We start from the raw sequence: 17,392 nt of genomic DNA on the forward strand, positions 1-17,392 counted from the left end.
GTTCTTAGACTTTACTTAACCAATTGAAACTTCTAAATTTATATTCTCTGCAAACTTATATTATTTTTTACTTTAAAATGTTATTCACCACATAAATCCAATCATCTAGACGAAAATTAAATTAACTTATTTAATTCTTCCATATTAGGTATATTAATTTTCATTTCTTTTCCAAGCTTAAGCATTTGTATAAAATTATCTTTCATCTCATCAATTGCAAGTAATGCATGAGCGGTATAACGCTGCATTATCGGGTTTTCTTCAAAATTTCTTTTAAACATTGGATATAAAGTAGAAAATGGCATTTTAATCATTTGGACTTCTGGAAATTCATTTAGATTAACTCCTCGCTTTTCACACAAACTATACCCTTCATTCATTGCTTTAAAACATGTTTCTACTAGCTTTTCATCCTTTAAAAACTCACCTAGATCATTATATTTTGAAAGACCTATTCCTACAGGACTTGCTCCTACATTGTGTATCCATAACCAATGTAGCACATTACATGGAACCTCAGGCACAATCCCACACTCTTTAAAGATGTCAATTGTCTTGCTAAGTAATGACTTTTGATCTTCATATACTGTCCCTAAGGTAATATCTTGTCCTATATTTCCCCAAAGTAGATTATCTCTAAAGGTACCTCCTCCTCCAGCATAACCCATAATGTATTGTTCTTTTTTTAGAATCTTATCAATCTCTTCTGTTCCATTCCAATTCAATGTAAATAGTACATAATCAGAATTAGGCACCTGTTTAATAAGTGTTTCAAGTACCCCCTTTAATTGATATGAATTTACAGGAACAATAATCAAATCATATTCACACTCTACATTAATTACACATTTGTAAGTATATTCTCCTGTTGTATACATACGCTCTTCCGTTTCACGTTCATCTATAATATCATATGTTATAGTTTTATTATTCATAATGCTAAACTTATTTTCACGTACAAAATGAGTAACTTCATTACATTTTGAAAGTGAATGTCCATACAAAGTTCCAATTACTCCTGTACCAACTATTAATATCTTCATTATTTCTCCTCCAATTCAAATAAATTAGCAATAAAGCTAAATGTATTTTTTTCAGACCCCAAACTTTGTGTGAGAATTTCTTCAAACGCACAAACTTTTGATGCTATTGTCTCTCTATCCCACTTAAATAAATTCATATCTAGGTAAAAATTAGATAAAGTTAAAATCATCTCTGCTGTTTCGAGTGGGTATTTTGCATGAAAAATTCCTTCTTTAATTCCTTGCAATATTATATCAGCATAAAAAGGTGCAAATCTCTTAGTAATACTAACCATCAATTTCTGATGAAATACTGCATTTGCTGGAGTATCCATTTTTTCATTCTGACTCCTATTACTATTTACAGCCTTTATTCCATTTAAAATTATTTCTTTAAATCTTGCATCAGCTTTTAATTCTTTTGAATCATGCTTTTCTATTTCGTCAATCCAAAGTTCCACCTGCATTTCTATTGCAGCATCTGCGCATTCTTCTTTTGAAGAAAAATAATGATAAAAAGCCCCCTTTGATATATTTAAAATTTTAATAATAAATGCAATTGTAGTATTCTCATAACCATTTGCAATAAATATATCCCATATTGATTTTAGTAATTCATTTCTCTTGTTATCAAACTCTTTATTTGTTCTTGCCATTTTACTCTCCTTATAATTAAACCGACCGTTGGTTTAATTATAAGTAACACTAATCAACTTTGTCAATATATTCTAATATTTCTTATAAAAAGAGAACTGTGATGATCATATCTGTTTCAAAATAATAGCTAAATTCATATATTGAGTCCCTATCTTAAAAATCACATTAAAAATAGTGACTCTAAAATAGAAGCCACTAATTAAATTAATACTTTATTATCAATATAAGTTCCGAAATGCAGAAAAGTTACGCATTGTATCATAGATACTCTTTTCTAAAGTGTGGATATTTTCCATCAGGCAAGGAGACTTGTATTTTTTTATGTGTCTTAGTAAGATAAGTATAATACATTTCTTTATGTATAAAATTATTCTTAAATTATATAGCTAAACATAGTTTTTAAGTTAAACTTTTATTTAATAGAGCCTTGTCCAATATAATGCTGAACAAGGCTCTGCATGATCCTATTCTCACAGGATATCATTTTTTTATATTTTATATTCTAAAGCTATTATTAAATTTTGTTTTTCTCATTTTCTATTTTCTTTCTCTCTACGAATCTTCCCATAAAAAAGGCAATTATACCAACTCCAATGCCTGTCTGTACGCAAAAAAGTAAACTTTCAACTTCGCCTGGTAATTCTCCACCAATCCAAGTTTCCATAACTGGCTTAAACCAAGGCTCATATTCAGTTCCCGTAATTTCAGAAACCACCTTACTTCCCGCATCATCAGAACCTCCGAATTCAGCACCTTTCAACGTAAATAATGGTATAAGAGCAATTAATGCTGCAATAATTAATAAACTTACAACTGTTTTTTTAGTTTTTGTCATTAATTTTCGCCTCCCATCACTACTCCAAGTTCTTTTAATTCAGGTTTTGCATATGTTTCAAGACCAATTATAATAACAACTGTCAAAATACCTTCAATAATTGCTAATGGAACTTGCGTTGGTGCAAATACTGCAAGAAATTTAATTGCTGACACAATTATACCTCCACTTTCAGATGGATACGCAAGTGCAAGTTGAATACTTGTGACACAATAAGTAAATAAGTCTCCAATTGCTGCTGCCAAGAAAATACCTACATATTTGTTTATTTTCAAAACCTTACACAATTTATATATTCCATATGAAACAAATGGTCCTGCAATAGCCATCGAAAATGTATTAGCACCAAGAGTAGTAATCCCACCATGCGCTAGCAGAATTGCTTGAAAAATAAGTACAATTATTCCTAAGATACTAACTGCACTTGGTCCAAATAATATTGTCCCAAGCCCAGTACCAGTCATATGTGAACAGCTTCCTGTTACTGATGGAATCTTTAAAGATGAAAGTACAAAAACAAATGCTCCTGCCATAGCTAAAATAGTAATTGCTCTACGATGCTCTGACAAAGTCTTCTTAATAGATAAATAACCTGCTACTATGAATGGGATACATACAACACCCCATATAATACAAAACTGTGGTGGAAGATACCCCTCCATAATATGCATTGCATTTGCTGCTGGTGACACTCCAAAAAACATAGCAAATGCTGCTGCTAAACCAATAATTCTCTTTTCTTTTTTATTCATTTTTATCCTCCCCTAACATTTAAATACTCATGTAAAAATCAAATAACATATGAGCCAATTATAGATGTTCAATTATCATTTTTAAGTTAATGCCAAAGCTTAGAAAGAAATCTCGGTCACATAAATATAGCTAACTCACTTTTTTTATATGTCAAAAGATCTTGGTTGTGCTATCGCACTTTTTTTATATGTCAAAAGATCTTGGTTGTGCTATCGCACTTTTTTTATATGTGTATATTTTTAAATTCTTGTATACTTTTAGGATATTGCTTTATATCTTTTAAAATATTTTTTTCAACTAAAAATTCATATACTTCAAGCAAAGTTGGTTGCCTTAAATTCGCCTGCTTCAAAATTTTCTTATTTTGAAAAATTTCCAGTGGGGATCCATCTGCAATAATTTTTCCTTCTGAAAATACAAGAACTCTTTCAGCCCATCTATAGGTAAAATCTACATCATGGGTAGATATTAGCATTGTCTTTCCCTCAGCTCCAAGTTTACTTAAAACTTCTTCTAACATAATGGCATTTACTGGATCTAGTGCTGCCGTTGGTTCATCAAAAATAATAATTTCTGATTTCATAGCTATTATATCGGCAATACTTACACGTTTCTTCTCACCACCGCTTAAATAGTGTGGTGGACGATCTTTTAAATGTGAAATATTCATATATTCTAAGGCTTCATCAACTCGTTCTAATACTTCTTCTTTTGAAAGCTTTAAATTCATCGGTCCAAAACCAACTTCCGCTTTAACTGTAGATGCAATAATTTGATTGTCTGCATCTTGAAATACAATTCCTATATTTTTTCTAAGCTCCTTTAAATTCTTTTTATTAATAAGTGTATCTCTATAAAAAATTTTTCCTTGTTCTGGTGTAAGTACACCATCTACGTTTAGGAAGAATGTAGATTTTCCTGAACCATTAGAACCAATAACAGCAATTTTCTCACCTTCATAAAGATCCACACTTACTCCAGCTAATGCAGCTTTTCCATTTCCATAGGTATAGGCTAAATCCTCAATTTTTAAAATCAATTTTTTCATAATTGTTCCTTTCTATCTTGTAAAACTCCCAAGCAATATTAAAAAACTTATAAATGCTGCTGCCACAGCAAGCTGCATTTTATCAATATCTTTGTCTTCCTCTAAAAAGACAAGCTCTCCATCATAACACCGAGCTTCCATAGCGTCATAATATGCATTTGCTTTCTTAAGAGAAATAATAAGCATATTACTTGCAATATTGCCAAAAGTATAGCAAGAAGTTTTAAAATCGCAGTAACCCTGACGTGATTTTGCTGAATTTTTCATCTTAGTAGCTACATCCATTAAAATAAATATATAACGATAAATAAGACTCATTAATTCTATAATAATCTTAGGTACACAAGCTTTACGTAACACATAAATAATCTCAGAAGACGGAGTTGATAATGTTAGCATTTGTAAAGCGCTAATAGCTGCAAAAATTTTCAAAATCAAAAATATCATTTTCTTAAGTTGCATTATTGAAGTAAAAACATAACCAAATCCAAGATATAAATTATACTGTCCTATAGGATCTTTAGAAAAATCAATTGCAATAGTAAAAGTACTTAGTAAAATAAACGCAATTGGAATTGCTAATATTGATAAGTATGCTCTTAAGGGAATTTCTCCTTTAATTACTGTCAGATAAGCCATAGCTGTTATAACAACAATAGATACATAGGGATTGTCCAATGTAATGCAACTAATCAAGGTTAATAGAGCTAGCCCTACTTTAAAAGTTGCATTCCATTGTCTGATTTTTGATGCATAAGCATAAAAATCAATAGAATATCCTTCTCCTTGCTTATGACCTATTTTATGTTTATTAATTATTTCAAATCACCTCTCCTTAATTTTATGAAAAATAAAAAGCCCTTCTAACAAAAGTGTTAAAAAGACATAATAATCAAACATACTTACTCATACAAAATCAGCAAATAAATTTTCATTAAACGCCCCCTCTATCACTCGTAGAGTTACTGGTGCAAAATATAGGCAGGTCTTCTGACTTAAGAATCTTCGTTTAAATACGTCTTCCCTGCTCGCAAGTGACTTAATTGCATTTAAACTCCTCTAATACAGCTACGGGATAGTTTAGGACTTTCACCTAATTCCCTTTTAATTAATTAAAAGCAATATAAAATATAATTTTAATTAAACCCATATTTTATTATTAATTTGTAGTTTATAATTTCTTCCATGTATAACATAACATTTTTATTACGAAAAAGTCAATTATATTAGTCGACTTTCAAATTATTGTTGTAATTTCATATACAAAAAGGGTTAAGATACAGCTCTCAACCCTCACCATATATATTATCTTTTCATAACATAAACATGTAATTAGCTAAAAATAAATATAAAATGTTTCCTCTACTAAGATTCAATACACTATTTACTAATTGGAAAACATACCTCAGTTATAAATTCTTCTGGACTTCCAACACTTTGAGGACTATTTAAATAAATATCAAAAGGTGCAGCCACGCTTTTATATCCATTCTCATCAATCCATTTTACAATGGTACCATAAGCTTCTCCAAGTCTTGAATATGGCCCTATAAATGTTATGGCTGCAACCAAACCACCCGAAAGCTCTTTTATGTTTTCGCTCTTCTCCATATTTACTTTACTATTTATTGGAATACAGATCTCACAGTCTGCATTTTCAACATCAAATTCTTGTTTGTCATGATAAATTGTCATTACAGGTCCTTCTTGTTTTAGACCAAGCTTGAAGATCTCTTCAAATACCTTTCCTATTACACTGCTTATATTACTCATACTTGTAATTGTTCTCCTGCTAATAACAACTAATGGTTCTCTTTCCTTCAATTCAACTTTTAAATCTTTCTTTGCTTCCATAATATTGCCTCCTAACTCAATTTTCTTAATTTTTTCTTCAATAGAATCTTTGAGTTTCAAATTATTTTGCACTTCTTCATTAATTTCACTAATTTTATTCCTTAGAAACTTTTTTAACAAGTCTGAATCCTGCTTATCCATAACAACTTTAATTTCTTCTAATTTTAATCCATAAGTCTTTAATTCAGATATAAAAATAAGCTTTAAGACTTGTTCATATGAATAATATCTGTATTGAGTATCTTTGTCTACACGCATAGGTTTTAGAAGCTCAATTTCATCATAATACCGAAGTGTCTTAGTTGAAACTCTACCAATTTTAGAAAACTGCCCGATTGTATACACATCAATTCTCCTTTCTGTCGACAAACATAGTATAAACCTTCCAGTTAAGGGTAAGGTCAAGAGGTTTATGAAAAAAATTTATATTTTTTTATTTAAAAATTATATATAGTAAATATTGTTTTTATAGTTTTAAATAAAACATTTTTAAAGGAAAATTCATACATTTACAAATAAACCTTTCTATAATTAAAAAGTTGCTTATTTGTAAATGTATTTCAATTTAGAATAAAAAAAAAGATAACAATTTATAGGAAGAATGCTGGTTTGGGATAGTTAATTGAAATTTGATTTAATTTTCATATGGATAGTAATGTGGAACTTTAGATTGAAATTCTTTTAAGGTTACTATATAGTTATCATCATTAAATTCAATAAGTGAGACCCCATCAAATTCTCCGACTTCCCCATTATATTTGTATTTAAAATACCATTCAACTACAGATATATTACCTTGATGAACAAACTGCTTTATATCCCAAATCAAGACTTCGCCTCTTTTATTCCAATCCTCAAACCAAGTTTCAATTGTATTTATCCCATGGTATTCAGGTCCATAACATTCGCTATAAATTATATTTCTATCAAAAATATCTTTTAATACTAAACTATTGTTATTTATCCAAGCACCAAAATATTTCTTTATTATTTCTTCTCGATCACTCATCATCATATCTCCATTACTTCTTTTTATGTAAATAATACCATTTCCATTCTATATAAACAATGCTCTTTATTATATTAGATTTTTTTATTTGAAGAATCTATCTAATAATCCTTTGAATGCTTTACTATGTCTTGCTTCTTCTCGGATATGAGAAGCAACATCCCTACCAAGTAGGGCCTGCACGGAAACTCGTGGGAAAATCCCTTGAGCTTTCCCACGAGTTTTCATATTTGCAAATAAAGTAGTATCAGATAGAGTTAAGCGCGCTCATCAGATTTTCACGCATACCCTGTGTGATATGAATATAATACTTCAAGGTTATTTCCTCTTTACTTGCCCAGTAGAGCAACTTTGCTCTTAAAGCACTGAGCCACATACTCCAATACATTGTCCGGTGACCCATCCCATTTCATCTGAGCAAAGACTTGCAACAACAGGTCCAATATCAGAAGCTTCGCCCATTCTTCCGAGTGTAGTTTGAGAAGCAATCCTATCTTTTAAACCTGGATTTTTGATATAAGTATCTCCACTAAATTCAGTATTAATGGTACCTGGAGCTATAGTATTCGCCCTTATTCCTCTTGCTCCTAATTCCTTAGCTAAATATCTAGTAAAAACTTCTACCGCACCTTTCGCAGAAGCATAAAGCCCAGATCCTGGATATGTAGAACGAGTTAACATTGTAGAAGTGTTTATAATTCTACCTTCGTCTGCAATTAGAGGAATTAATTTTTGTGTTAAAAAGAAAACTCCTTTAAAGTGAACATTAAATGTTTTGTCAAATTCTTCTTCTGTAACTTTTAAAATAGGTGTATGATTTGAAATTCCTGCATTATTAATTAAAAAATTGAAACTCTCTTGATTCCATTTAGCTTTTAAAACATCTGATAACTTAGATACAAAGGAATCAAAGGAAGATATATCACTTACATCAAGCTGAATAGCAGCAGCCTTACCACCACTTACTTCAATTTCCTTTACAACTTCATCTGCCTTTTCTTTTTGATTATTGTAAGTGATAATTACATCTATTCCTTTTTTAGATGATGATAATGCAGAATCTCGACCAATTCCACGACTTCCACCTGTAACTAATGCAATTTTACTATTTTTGTTCATAAAAAATATCTCCTCTAAATTTTTATTAATCATTTAGAAATTAATATTTCATTATTTATACTGCTACTTATATTATTATCTTAATCATTAATTTCTATATACATAAGCATGTATAAATCACTTGAAAATAAATTTCTTATAATTTATACTCATGTTAATACCTAGAGTTATATCGAGGTCAAGTTTTTTTTAAATTAAATAAATTTAAAGGGGATTTTAGAATTGACATATTCAATAAAAGATATATCACAGATTTTGGGGCTTTCTATATATACAATTCGTTTTTATGACAAAGAAGGGCTTTTACCATTTGTCTCAAGAAATAAATCAGGAAATAGAGAATTTACTGAATCAGATTTAAATTTATTTAAGGTGATTTGTTGTTTAAAGAATTCAGGAATGCAAATTAAAGATATTAAAAGATATATTGATTTCTGTATGGAAGGTGCCAATACTATAGATGCACGAAAAAAATTACTTTTTGAACATCGTAAGGAAATTCTGCAACAGATAGAGGAACTTAATAAAAGTCTAGAAATAGTCGATTTTAAGATTGAAATGTATGAGGCTCCTAATGCCATAGAAATTATTAACGAACAAAGAAGACACGCTTATGAAGAAAAACGTGAGAATAAATTATTACAAACTGATGAAGCTGGTAATATTTGAAATATCTGCCCAATAGTCCATTTAAAGCAGCACCATGACGCGCTTCAACACCGTTGCACACAGCTACTTCCTTACGGCATAGGGTCTACGGAATCTCGTGGGATTATCTCTTGAGGTGCTTTTTTACCCCTCATTTTTTACAATTTGCCCACGAGTTTTCCCTTGAGTTTGTTAAAAAGCCACAAAAACATTAATCCCTATGGCATATATCTTCCTTCCTCAACCCGTGTACTGCGTACATAGGGTTGGTACATAAAAAAGCTCCCACAAGCCTTTATTTACAAAGGTTTGTGGGAGCTTTGTGAGCCACCAAAGTATATGTGGTCGGTTTATCCAAAATATCTATCTAATAATCCTTTGAATGCTTTACCATGTCTAGCTTCATCTCTAGCCATTTCATGTACTGTATCATGAATAGCATCTAAATTAGCTGCTTTAGCTCTCTTAGCTAAATCGAACTTACCTGCTGTTGCTCCATTTTCAGCTGCAACTCTTAATTCTAAGTTTTTCTTAGTAGAATCTGTAATAACTTCTCCTAATAATTCAGCAAACTTAGCTGCATGTTCTGCTTCTTCATGAGCAGCTTTTTCATAGTATAATCCAATTTCTGGGTATCCTTCTCTATGTGCAACTCTTGACATAGCTAAGTACATTCCAACTTCTGAACATTCTCCTTCAAAGTTAGCTCTTAAATCTGCTAATATATCTTCTGAAACTCCTTGTGCTACTCCAACTACATGTTCTGCAGCCCAAGTCATTTCTCCTGATTGTTCTTTAAATTTTTCTGCTCCAACACCACATACTGGACATTTGTCTGGTGCTGCATCTCCTTCATGAACATATCCACATACTGTACAAACAAATTTTTTCATAATCTCTTCCTCCCAAAATTTAATTATTATTTTTTATATTTTTTATTTTATCCTCATCACAGTTTTTATTATATAATAATTATTATTAGTTGTAAATAGTTATTTATAATTTTTTTATAAATTTTTTATTCATTTCCATAATCCTACTAAAATAACCATATAACCTATGTCAATTATATTTTTGATATAAAAGTTCAACGAAGCACAATCTTCTTAATTTTCTAACATATTCCTACTTATATTATATAACTTATTTTCTAGTTTTAAAATAAAAAATATGAACTTATCATATAATGCTAAAGTTAATTTATGGTATAATACTTACTAAGTTTTAATAATTACCTAGGCACCTACTCTACTTATTTCTAGTTGCCCGTTATAGAAAGAAGGATTTTTATATGATAATAGTTTCAAAAGATGGAAATGGACAATTTAAAACTATTCAAGCAGCAATTGATTCGATTCCTGAAAACAATTCTGAAGAAGTTGAAATATACATTAAAAATGGAGTCTACAAAGAAAAAATATCTATATTGAAGCCATATATTACACTTATTGGTGAAGATAATGAAAAAACTATTTTAACATTTGATGATTATGCTAAAAAATTATTTCCAAATGGTGAAGCATACCGAACTTTTAACACTTATACTATTTTTATAAGAGCTAATGACTTTACTGCAAAAAACCTAACAATCGAAAATTCAGCAGGTCAAGGAGAAATTGTTGGACAAGCTGTTGCTGTGTATGTTGAAGGAGATAAATCAATATTTAAAGACTGTAGATTTCTAGCTAATCAAGATACCTTATTTACTGGTCCTCTTCCACCAAAACCTATAGAAGGCAATAATTTCGGTGGACCAATGGAAGGAAAAGAACGAACCGTAGGTAGACAATATTATGAAAATTGTTATATCGAAGGTGATATCGATTTTATTTTTGGTTCTGCTACAGCTGTATTTAATAAATGTGAAATATTTTCAAAGGATATAAATTCTGAAGTAAACGGCTATGCAACTGCTGCTTCAACCGTTCAAGGCAGAGAATTTGGTTATGTCTTCTTTGATTGTAAATTAACTAGTAACGCACCTGCTCATACTGTTTACCTAGGAAGGCCTTGGAGAGATTATGCAAAAACAGTTTTTATAAACTGCTTTATTGGAGAACATATAAAAAAAGAAGGCTGGCATAGCTGGGATAAGCCACTTGCTGAAAAAGAAACTTATTATGCTGAATATAAAAGCTACGGCCCTGGCGCTTCTGATACAACAAGAGTTTCATGGTCTCACATTTTAACTGATGAGGAAGTAAATAAATATACGATTTCCAATATATTAGGTGGAAATGATAATTGGTTAAGCTAGTAAAAAGCTCGACATAACAAAAATTATAAATATTTAAATTATTAAATCCTAAAATATTATAGGTATCATATGTTACATACTTCACTAATAAAAAATACTAAAATATTATAATAAAGGCTTATTATAATATTAAAAGTAGGTGATTTTATTGAACATTAAAACAATAAAAAATAATACATCTAAATGGATAAAAAGAATTACATATAATACTTCTGATGTTATTAAAGAGCAAACTAGTCCTCACTGTCCAAATTATGCTACTCGATGTTGCTTAACTTGTAATAAATGTTGGAAGCAAAAAGAATAAGGAAACTGCGATTATATATTTGCAGTTTCCTCTTTGTACTTAACTAGCGCTTTATAATATTTTATAATAAATTATGTATTAAAAAAATTTCACAAATTCGTCAATTGGTTTTCTATATCCTCTGATCTTAGTACTACTCTTGTCCATTTTTCCCATAGTAATCATCAAGGCAGGCACTTCATTATCTGGAATATTCAATAGTTCACTGATTTTATCCTTTTCAAAATATATCATTGGGCAGGTATCCCAGTCTTTATCCTTGGCCAATAACAAAAACATCATTGCTGATAAACATGCATTTCTTATAGCTTCATCATGCTTAAAGTTTTCTCCCCAACCTTCATAAAGATTTTTAATTGTATCAATCATAATGTTATACTGAGTTCTATCAAGCATACCAAGCATCATTGATCCTTCATAGATTTTATCCGCTGAAAGATAAGCATTTTTATCTCCAGTAACTATTATTACTGCTGAAGCAGTCTTTATCTTATATTGTTGAAAAGCAGAATCGTAAACTTTTTCTTGTAAATCCTTATCTTCTACAACATAATATCTCGCATGCTGTAAATTAAATGCTGAAGGAGCCAAAGAAAGTTCTCTAAATATATCATTAAAATCCTCTCTAGGTATTTTAATATTTTCAATAAACTTATCTGCTGATCTTCTTTCTCTAACAATTTTCAAAAACTCATTCATCTATAAACAACCTCTCTTTCAATTTTTTCATCCTATATACAAAATCCTATATTATAATTATCGTTTTTTTAACCATTACTTGTCAAATTTTTTTCTATTTCTATTTAAGTTAGTTACTATCATCTATTAATATAATAAAAAACAAGACCATCTGCACTAAAGAGATCCATTTAATAGTTTACTAATGAAAGTATCTGTAAAAAGTTTAATACACTTTAATCATTTAATTTTAGTATACTTAAATTAAACTAAAGCGAATTTTCACTTCTTAGTGACTCTAGCAAACTTATTATCTCTCTTAAAAATGCAGATAGTCCAATATTACTTACTTGCAATTACTTCTTATTTAAATACTCTAATACGATTTTCTAATGGTTGATATTCTTTTGCACTTGGATCTGCAACAGGTTTTCCAAATGGCATTTGACCAATAAGTTTCCATTTATCAGGAATATTCCATTCTTTCTTAACATCATCTACAATAAGTTCATTATAATGTTGCAAAGATGCTCCAAAGCCTTCAATTTCTAATCCAGTCCAAACAACAAATTGATGCATTCCACTTGCTTGTTCTGACCATACTGGGAAATTATCTTTATAAAGTGAGAATTGTTCTTGAAGTGCTTCCACTACACTATAATCTTCAAAGAATAATACTGTACCATATCCATTCTTAAAAGAATTAATTTTTTCTTCAGTAGAACTAAATTGATCTGCTGGCACAATCTTTCTTAAAGCTTCTTTTGTAATATCCCACAATTTATCATGGTGATCTCCTAGCAATAACACTACTCTTGCACTTTGAGAATTGAATGATGATGGAGTATGCTTAACAGCATGTTCTATGATTTCCTTAATTCTATCATCTGAAACCACAGCCTCCTTACTAATTCCATAAAATGAACGTCTATCTGCTACTGCAGCAAAAAAATCTTTTGACATAATTTTTCCCTCCTAAATTTATCTATAATATTTTCTAATTAATTTTCTTTTTTCATTTCTAAAATTAAAAAATGTGAAGTTTCTTTTCCATCAATTAATATATCCTCTTCAACAATTTCTAATGCATCCTGAGCATTTAATTCAATTTCATTTATTATTGAAGTTCCTTCAATTTGAACTAAATACGCTTGCCTTCCTTCATTAACTTCAAAATTAATCTTATTTCCTTTTTCAAGTTCTAAAGAATAAATATTAACATCTTGATTTATTTTTATTGGCGCTTCTCCAGCTTTATCAGAAACCATATGCAGCCATTTATTTTTTCTGTCACTCCAATTAAATCTATAATCACCATAGTTTGGTCTATAACCAGTTTTATCTGGATAAATCCATATCTGCAAAGATCTTTCAATTTCCTTACCAATATTATGCTCACTATGATGAACTCCTGTTCCTGCACTCATATATTGAACTTGTCCTCGTGATATTGAGTTTTCATTTCCCATACTGTCTCCATGTGTTAGTTCACCATCAATTATATAGGTAATTATCTCCATATCCTTGTGAGGATGGGTATCGAAACCTGTATTTGGTGCAATTAAATCATCATTTATAACTCGTAAAGCACCAAATCTTATATTATGAGGATTATAATATTCTGCAAAAGAAAAATGAAATTTACTCTTTAACCAGCCAAGATCACTGCTCCCCATATTATTACTCGCTCTCTTGGTCAACATCTTTAAACCACCTCCATTCCAAATAAACTTATATATCATCATATTCTTACAAAATGTCATCTAAGTTCTTTTTATTACCTAGTTACTTTTAGTAACTTTGTTTAAATTAATTATTACACAATTATCTTTCTAAGTCAACCTTATTTTTATAATAAATGATAATTATTTTCAACTCACAAGGACAATTGTCAGTTATCAATGTTCAATTGTTTGACATCAGTTTAGAATTATTAATCATTTCGTTAGCAAATTATATTTATCATTTCTTAATAATAAAAAATGACAAGCTCCAAATGATTAATAACAAATTCAAGAGAAAATTCTTAAATAAATTTTCTTCATCAATTCATCATTTATCATTTTTCACTTGTCACTAATTACTATTATAGCCACTTTTCTGCCCATTTTTGAACTTCATCCATGACTAACTGCAATTCCTTACCTTTTTCAGTCAATTCATATTCTATACGCACTGGAGTTTCTGGATAAACTCTTCTAACGATAATTCCTTCCTTCTCCAATTCCTTAAATCTTTCTGTGAGCATACGTGCACTCATATTAGGTATTGCATCTGTTATATCTGAAAATCTATTTTGTCCATTTAACAAGGTTCTTATAATTAAACCAGTCCATCTTTTTCCTAATAATTCAAAAGCATTTTCAAATCTTGGGCACATATGATATTTTTCCATATATATCACCACCTGTTATTATTCTACTATACCTACTAAATAAAAGTAAGTAGATTATATTATTATACTACCACAAAGGCAACATTAAAAGATAGTAGCTAGGAAAATATTAATAGCTCCTACTACTATCTATATATTAATTTATATATATTTCTTTATTCTAATGATTAAATTTAATACAAAATACATTATTGCTGTCTTAATTGGTATAAATATAATATTTGTCACAACCCTTAATGGAAGCACTGCACCAAATCCTTTTCCATATAATAATACTAACCAATATGTATTAAGAAATATATCTATTAGCACTGTTATAATTATTGTAATTATTGCACATCTCTTAATTGTTATTTTTTTATTGTATAATGCAATACCATATAATATTCCAACTAATATCCCTGATATGGTGAATCCAGGGAAAAATGGTCCTGTAGGTTTAATTATGTAATTAATAATATCACTTAAGCCTCCACACAAGCCCCCAACAGCTGGTCCAAACAGCATACCAATTAGTGAAGACACAACAAACCCCAAACTCAATCGCAAAACTGGTGTAATTTGTATTGTAAAAAAATTAACTATAAAACTAGCTCCCATTAATAGTGCTACAATAACTAAATTTTTTACATTTCTTAATTCCCTTGTTGAACCTAAAAAAAGTTCATAATAATTTTTCATAAAAAAATCCCCCCTTCAAAAGTCCTTATTCTAAAATAAGACTTAATTATTTATTTCAGCTATACTTAAGTGAAAATTCACTTAAGCAAGTTGCTTTATAATTACTTGCTGAAATAAAAGAGAGGTTCTCTTTTAAATAACAGCGGAATGCAATATTTGTACCGCAAATCCCAAAAATTTTTCGTTCAAGAGACAACTTCCCGTCCTCCTGACACTTAACGCACAAATATCTACTCTGTAAAATAATTTTATTATAAACTCACCTTAATATATAAGTATATACTTGTCAATACTTATGACATATTTTTCAACAATATAAAAGCTCCGCACTAGAAATTTAATCTTGAGTGAGGAGCTTTTATAAATACAATATGTGAAATTTTCAATCTAATTGTAGAGTATTTCTATTAATTCATATATAATTTTATCATTTATTTATACTACTAAATTAGTTTTTATTTTTAGCAGCTAATTCTTCAATAATTCGAGGATGGAGTCCATCTAATTTGTAGAATAGTAAAGCTACTATTTGTATTATGCTACAGACTATTGGAACTAAATAATAAAGAACATTAATTCCACTTGCTGAACTTTCAGTAACATTAGCTGCATTATAACCAGTAAATGCCAATACATATCCAACTGCTGCTCCACCAACAGCCATACCAACTTTAGTTGCAAAGCTATATCCAGCATAAAGTGTTCCTTCAGTACGTCTTCCATATTTCCATTCATTATAATCTACTGAATCTGCTATCATTCCAAAAATAGAACCTGTACCAAGTCCTCCAAAAACATTTCCTATAAAATAAATTCCAATAAATACAGGTATGTTTCCTACAAATAAAGGCATTATGCAAAAGGCAGCAATATAAATAACTAAACCAATAATATTAGCTTTTCTATGACCAAATTTCTTAATGAAAATTGGTGTAAGAGGTGCTGTAATAAAAGCTGATACATATAATAAAGGTAGTAAAACTGGAATTAATCCTGGATTTTTCAAAACATACATGCAGAAATAAATTGTTATAGCTACAACTGCACCAATTCTTACAAACATAAAGAATGCAAAAACTATACTTACTACCCAAGGTGTATTTTTCAAAGCATTTTTATATGTTTCACTTGCTTTAGTTTTCTCTTTAGCTTGACCTTCTATATGTTTTTCTAAATAACGTTCTTTACAATTTAAACAAACAATCATAAAGCAAACTAATCCAGCTACTGCAAAAATCATAGAAGTTAATAAAAATCCTGTTCTTTGATTTCCTTTTCCTAAAATATTCACAAGTGCCATACTGCAGGCTGATACAAACACATTTCCAACTGCCATTCCAATCATACGAAAACTTGCTAATTGTGCTTTTTCCTCAGTGTTTCTTGTCATTAATGGCATTAAAGCACCATAAGGAACGTTTACAACAGAATACAAAATACCAACAACAATATAAGTAACATATGCATAAATAAGTTTCCCGGTATCAGATAAATCAAAAGCTGTAAAAGTTAATACAAACATTATACAAAATGGTATTATTCCAAAAAAGATAAACGGACGAGTCCTTCCATATTTTGAATTAGTTCTATCAACAAAATTTCCTATTATAGGATCAATAAATGCATCTAAAACTCTTGCAACAAGAAACAAGGTTGCAGTAGCTGCAGCTGGTATTAATGCTACATCTGTATAAAAATATAGAAGAAAACTTCCAACTAATCCCCACATTACATTTGATGCCAAATCTCCAAAACCATAACTTATTTTTTCTGAGATTTTCAATTTATTCTCACTTGCGCTTTGCACTATATTATTTTCTACAATTTCGTATTTCATATGGTTTCTCCCTTCAATTTTTATTTATTATTGTCTGAAAAATATAAATTGATGTCGTATATTTATCTTTGAAAATTATTAATAAAAAGATATAATTATATTGTAATCTTATTAACTGCATGCTGATAATCTTAATTCAATTTATGTTTGGTAGCTTTATTAAATTTAGAATATCAGTATGTTTAGCTATATTTCTATTTTCTCTCATCCCCCTTATTTTTAAATTAAAATAAATTCATCAAACTAGTTTAAGTAAACATTTTCAATTACTAGTTCACTTATTTATATTAAA

Annotated in this window: 19 protein-coding genes and 2 riboswitches; of the genes, 3 read left to right on the top strand and 16 right to left on the bottom strand. The window is 29.6% G+C overall.

Features of this window, described 5'->3' with window-relative positions; translation table 11 throughout:
• Nucleotides 1-116: 116 nt before the first annotated feature.
• The 9 genes from CSPA_RS20710 to CSPA_RS20750 form a co-directional block, all read right to left on the bottom strand.
• Nucleotides 117-1,043, bottom strand: coding sequence for a ketopantoate reductase family protein (locus CSPA_RS20710; protein WP_015394331.1), 927 nt, complete (start codon nucleotides 1,041-1,043; stop codon nucleotides 117-119).
• Nucleotides 1,043-1,678 (bottom strand): TetR/AcrR family transcriptional regulator, encoded by a 636-nt coding sequence (locus tag CSPA_RS20715; protein WP_015394332.1) that lies wholly within the window; start codon nucleotides 1,676-1,678, stop codon nucleotides 1,043-1,045. The genes CSPA_RS20710 and CSPA_RS20715 overlap by 1 nt, the downstream gene beginning before the upstream one ends.
• Before the next feature lie 515 nt (nucleotides 1,679-2,193).
• Complete coding sequence (locus CSPA_RS20720) at nucleotides 2,194-2,514, bottom strand: energy-coupling factor ABC transporter substrate-binding protein (protein WP_015394333.1); 321 nt, start codon at nucleotides 2,512-2,514, stop codon at nucleotides 2,194-2,196.
• The gene (locus CSPA_RS20725) at nucleotides 2,514-3,266 is read right to left on the bottom strand and encodes an energy-coupling factor ABC transporter permease (protein WP_015394334.1); all 753 of its coding nucleotides are present in this window, start codon (nucleotides 3,264-3,266) and stop codon (nucleotides 2,514-2,516) included. Before CSPA_RS20725 ends, CSPA_RS20720 begins: the two co-directional genes overlap by 1 nt.
• A 224-nt stretch (nucleotides 3,267-3,490) precedes the next feature.
• Entirely contained in the window at nucleotides 3,491-4,315 is an 825-nt protein-coding gene (locus tag CSPA_RS20730) for an energy-coupling factor ABC transporter ATP-binding protein (protein WP_015394335.1), read from the bottom strand.
• A 12-nt stretch (nucleotides 4,316-4,327) separates the two neighbouring features.
• Nucleotides 4,328-5,134, bottom strand: coding sequence for a cobalt ECF transporter T component CbiQ (cbiQ, locus tag CSPA_RS20735; RefSeq protein WP_242832577.1), 807 nt, complete (start codon nucleotides 5,132-5,134; stop codon nucleotides 4,328-4,330).
• Nucleotides 5,135-5,278: 144 nt separating this feature from the next.
• Nucleotides 5,279-5,480: riboswitch (cobalamin riboswitch) on the bottom strand.
• A 215-nt stretch (nucleotides 5,481-5,695) separates the two neighbouring features.
• Nucleotides 5,696-6,514, bottom strand: coding sequence for a MerR family transcriptional regulator (locus CSPA_RS20740; protein ID WP_015394337.1), 819 nt, complete (start codon nucleotides 6,512-6,514; stop codon nucleotides 5,696-5,698).
• A 289-nt stretch (nucleotides 6,515-6,803) separates the two neighbouring features.
• Nucleotides 6,804-7,178, bottom strand: a complete 375-nt coding sequence (locus tag CSPA_RS20745) for a nuclear transport factor 2 family protein (RefSeq protein ID WP_017810430.1) — start codon at nucleotides 7,176-7,178, stop codon at nucleotides 6,804-6,806.
• A 357-nt stretch (nucleotides 7,179-7,535) separates the two neighbouring features.
• Nucleotides 7,536-8,297 carry an SDR family NAD(P)-dependent oxidoreductase gene (locus CSPA_RS20750; RefSeq protein WP_015394339.1) on the bottom strand — a complete coding sequence of 254 codons (762 nt, stop codon included), beginning with the start codon at nucleotides 8,295-8,297 and terminating at the stop codon, nucleotides 7,536-7,538.
• A 222-nt stretch (nucleotides 8,298-8,519) separates the two neighbouring features.
• On the opposite strand from CSPA_RS20750, the gene CSPA_RS20755 reads away from it, so the two are divergent.
• Complete coding sequence (locus tag CSPA_RS20755; protein WP_015394340.1) at nucleotides 8,520-8,966, top strand: MerR family transcriptional regulator; 447 nt, start codon at nucleotides 8,520-8,522, stop codon at nucleotides 8,964-8,966.
• Between the two features lie 329 nt (nucleotides 8,967-9,295).
• Here CSPA_RS20755 and CSPA_RS20760 read toward each other — a convergent pair whose 3' ends face one another.
• Nucleotides 9,296-9,838: an NADH peroxidase gene (locus tag CSPA_RS20760; RefSeq protein WP_015394341.1), complete on the bottom strand. Its 543-nt coding sequence runs from the start codon at nucleotides 9,836-9,838 to the stop codon at nucleotides 9,296-9,298.
• A gap of 398 nt (nucleotides 9,839-10,236) precedes the next feature.
• Between CSPA_RS20760 and CSPA_RS20765 the strand changes: the two genes are divergently transcribed.
• Together CSPA_RS20765 and CSPA_RS29825 are read left to right on the top strand one after the other, a co-directional pair.
• Nucleotides 10,237-11,202, top strand: a complete 966-nt coding sequence (locus CSPA_RS20765; RefSeq protein ID WP_015394342.1) for a pectinesterase family protein — start codon at nucleotides 10,237-10,239, stop codon at nucleotides 11,200-11,202.
• A gap of 148 nt (nucleotides 11,203-11,350) precedes the next feature.
• On the top strand, nucleotides 11,351-11,509 hold the full coding sequence (locus CSPA_RS29825; RefSeq protein WP_156875942.1) for a hypothetical protein: 159 nt from the start codon (nucleotides 11,351-11,353) through the stop codon (nucleotides 11,507-11,509).
• Nucleotides 11,510-11,587: 78 nt separating this feature from the next.
• Here the strand turns inward: CSPA_RS29825 and CSPA_RS20770 are convergent, their stop codons facing one another.
• From CSPA_RS20770 to CSPA_RS20795, 6 genes are all read right to left on the bottom strand, one after another.
• On the bottom strand, nucleotides 11,588-12,208 hold the full coding sequence (locus tag CSPA_RS20770) for a nitroreductase family protein (RefSeq protein ID WP_015394343.1): 621 nt from the start codon (nucleotides 12,206-12,208) through the stop codon (nucleotides 11,588-11,590).
• A 342-nt stretch (nucleotides 12,209-12,550) separates the two neighbouring features.
• Nucleotides 12,551-13,150: a nitroreductase family protein gene (locus CSPA_RS20775; RefSeq protein WP_015394344.1), complete on the bottom strand. Its 600-nt coding sequence runs from the start codon at nucleotides 13,148-13,150 to the stop codon at nucleotides 12,551-12,553.
• 38 nt (nucleotides 13,151-13,188) lie between these two features.
• On the bottom strand, nucleotides 13,189-13,890 hold the full coding sequence (locus tag CSPA_RS20780; RefSeq protein WP_015394345.1) for a pirin family protein: 702 nt from the start codon (nucleotides 13,888-13,890) through the stop codon (nucleotides 13,189-13,191).
• Nucleotides 13,891-14,273: 383 nt separating this feature from the next.
• Nucleotides 14,274-14,582, bottom strand: a complete 309-nt coding sequence (locus CSPA_RS20785; RefSeq protein ID WP_015394346.1) for a winged helix-turn-helix transcriptional regulator — start codon at nucleotides 14,580-14,582, stop codon at nucleotides 14,274-14,276.
• Between the two features lie 141 nt (nucleotides 14,583-14,723).
• Nucleotides 14,724-15,263, bottom strand: a complete 540-nt coding sequence (locus tag CSPA_RS20790; RefSeq protein ID WP_015394347.1) for a folate family ECF transporter S component — start codon at nucleotides 15,261-15,263, stop codon at nucleotides 14,724-14,726.
• A 138-nt stretch (nucleotides 15,264-15,401) separates the two neighbouring features.
• A riboswitch (THF riboswitch) is annotated at nucleotides 15,402-15,503 on the bottom strand.
• Nucleotides 15,504-15,711: 208 nt separating this feature from the next.
• Nucleotides 15,712-17,100, bottom strand: coding sequence for an MFS transporter (locus CSPA_RS20795; protein WP_015394348.1), 1,389 nt, complete (start codon nucleotides 17,098-17,100; stop codon nucleotides 15,712-15,714).
• Nucleotides 17,101-17,392 lie beyond the last annotated feature (292 nt).

The organism is Clostridium saccharoperbutylacetonicum N1-4(HMT), assembly GCF_000340885.1.
Classification (GTDB): domain Bacteria; phylum Bacillota; class Clostridia; order Clostridiales; family Clostridiaceae; genus Clostridium; species Clostridium saccharoperbutylacetonicum.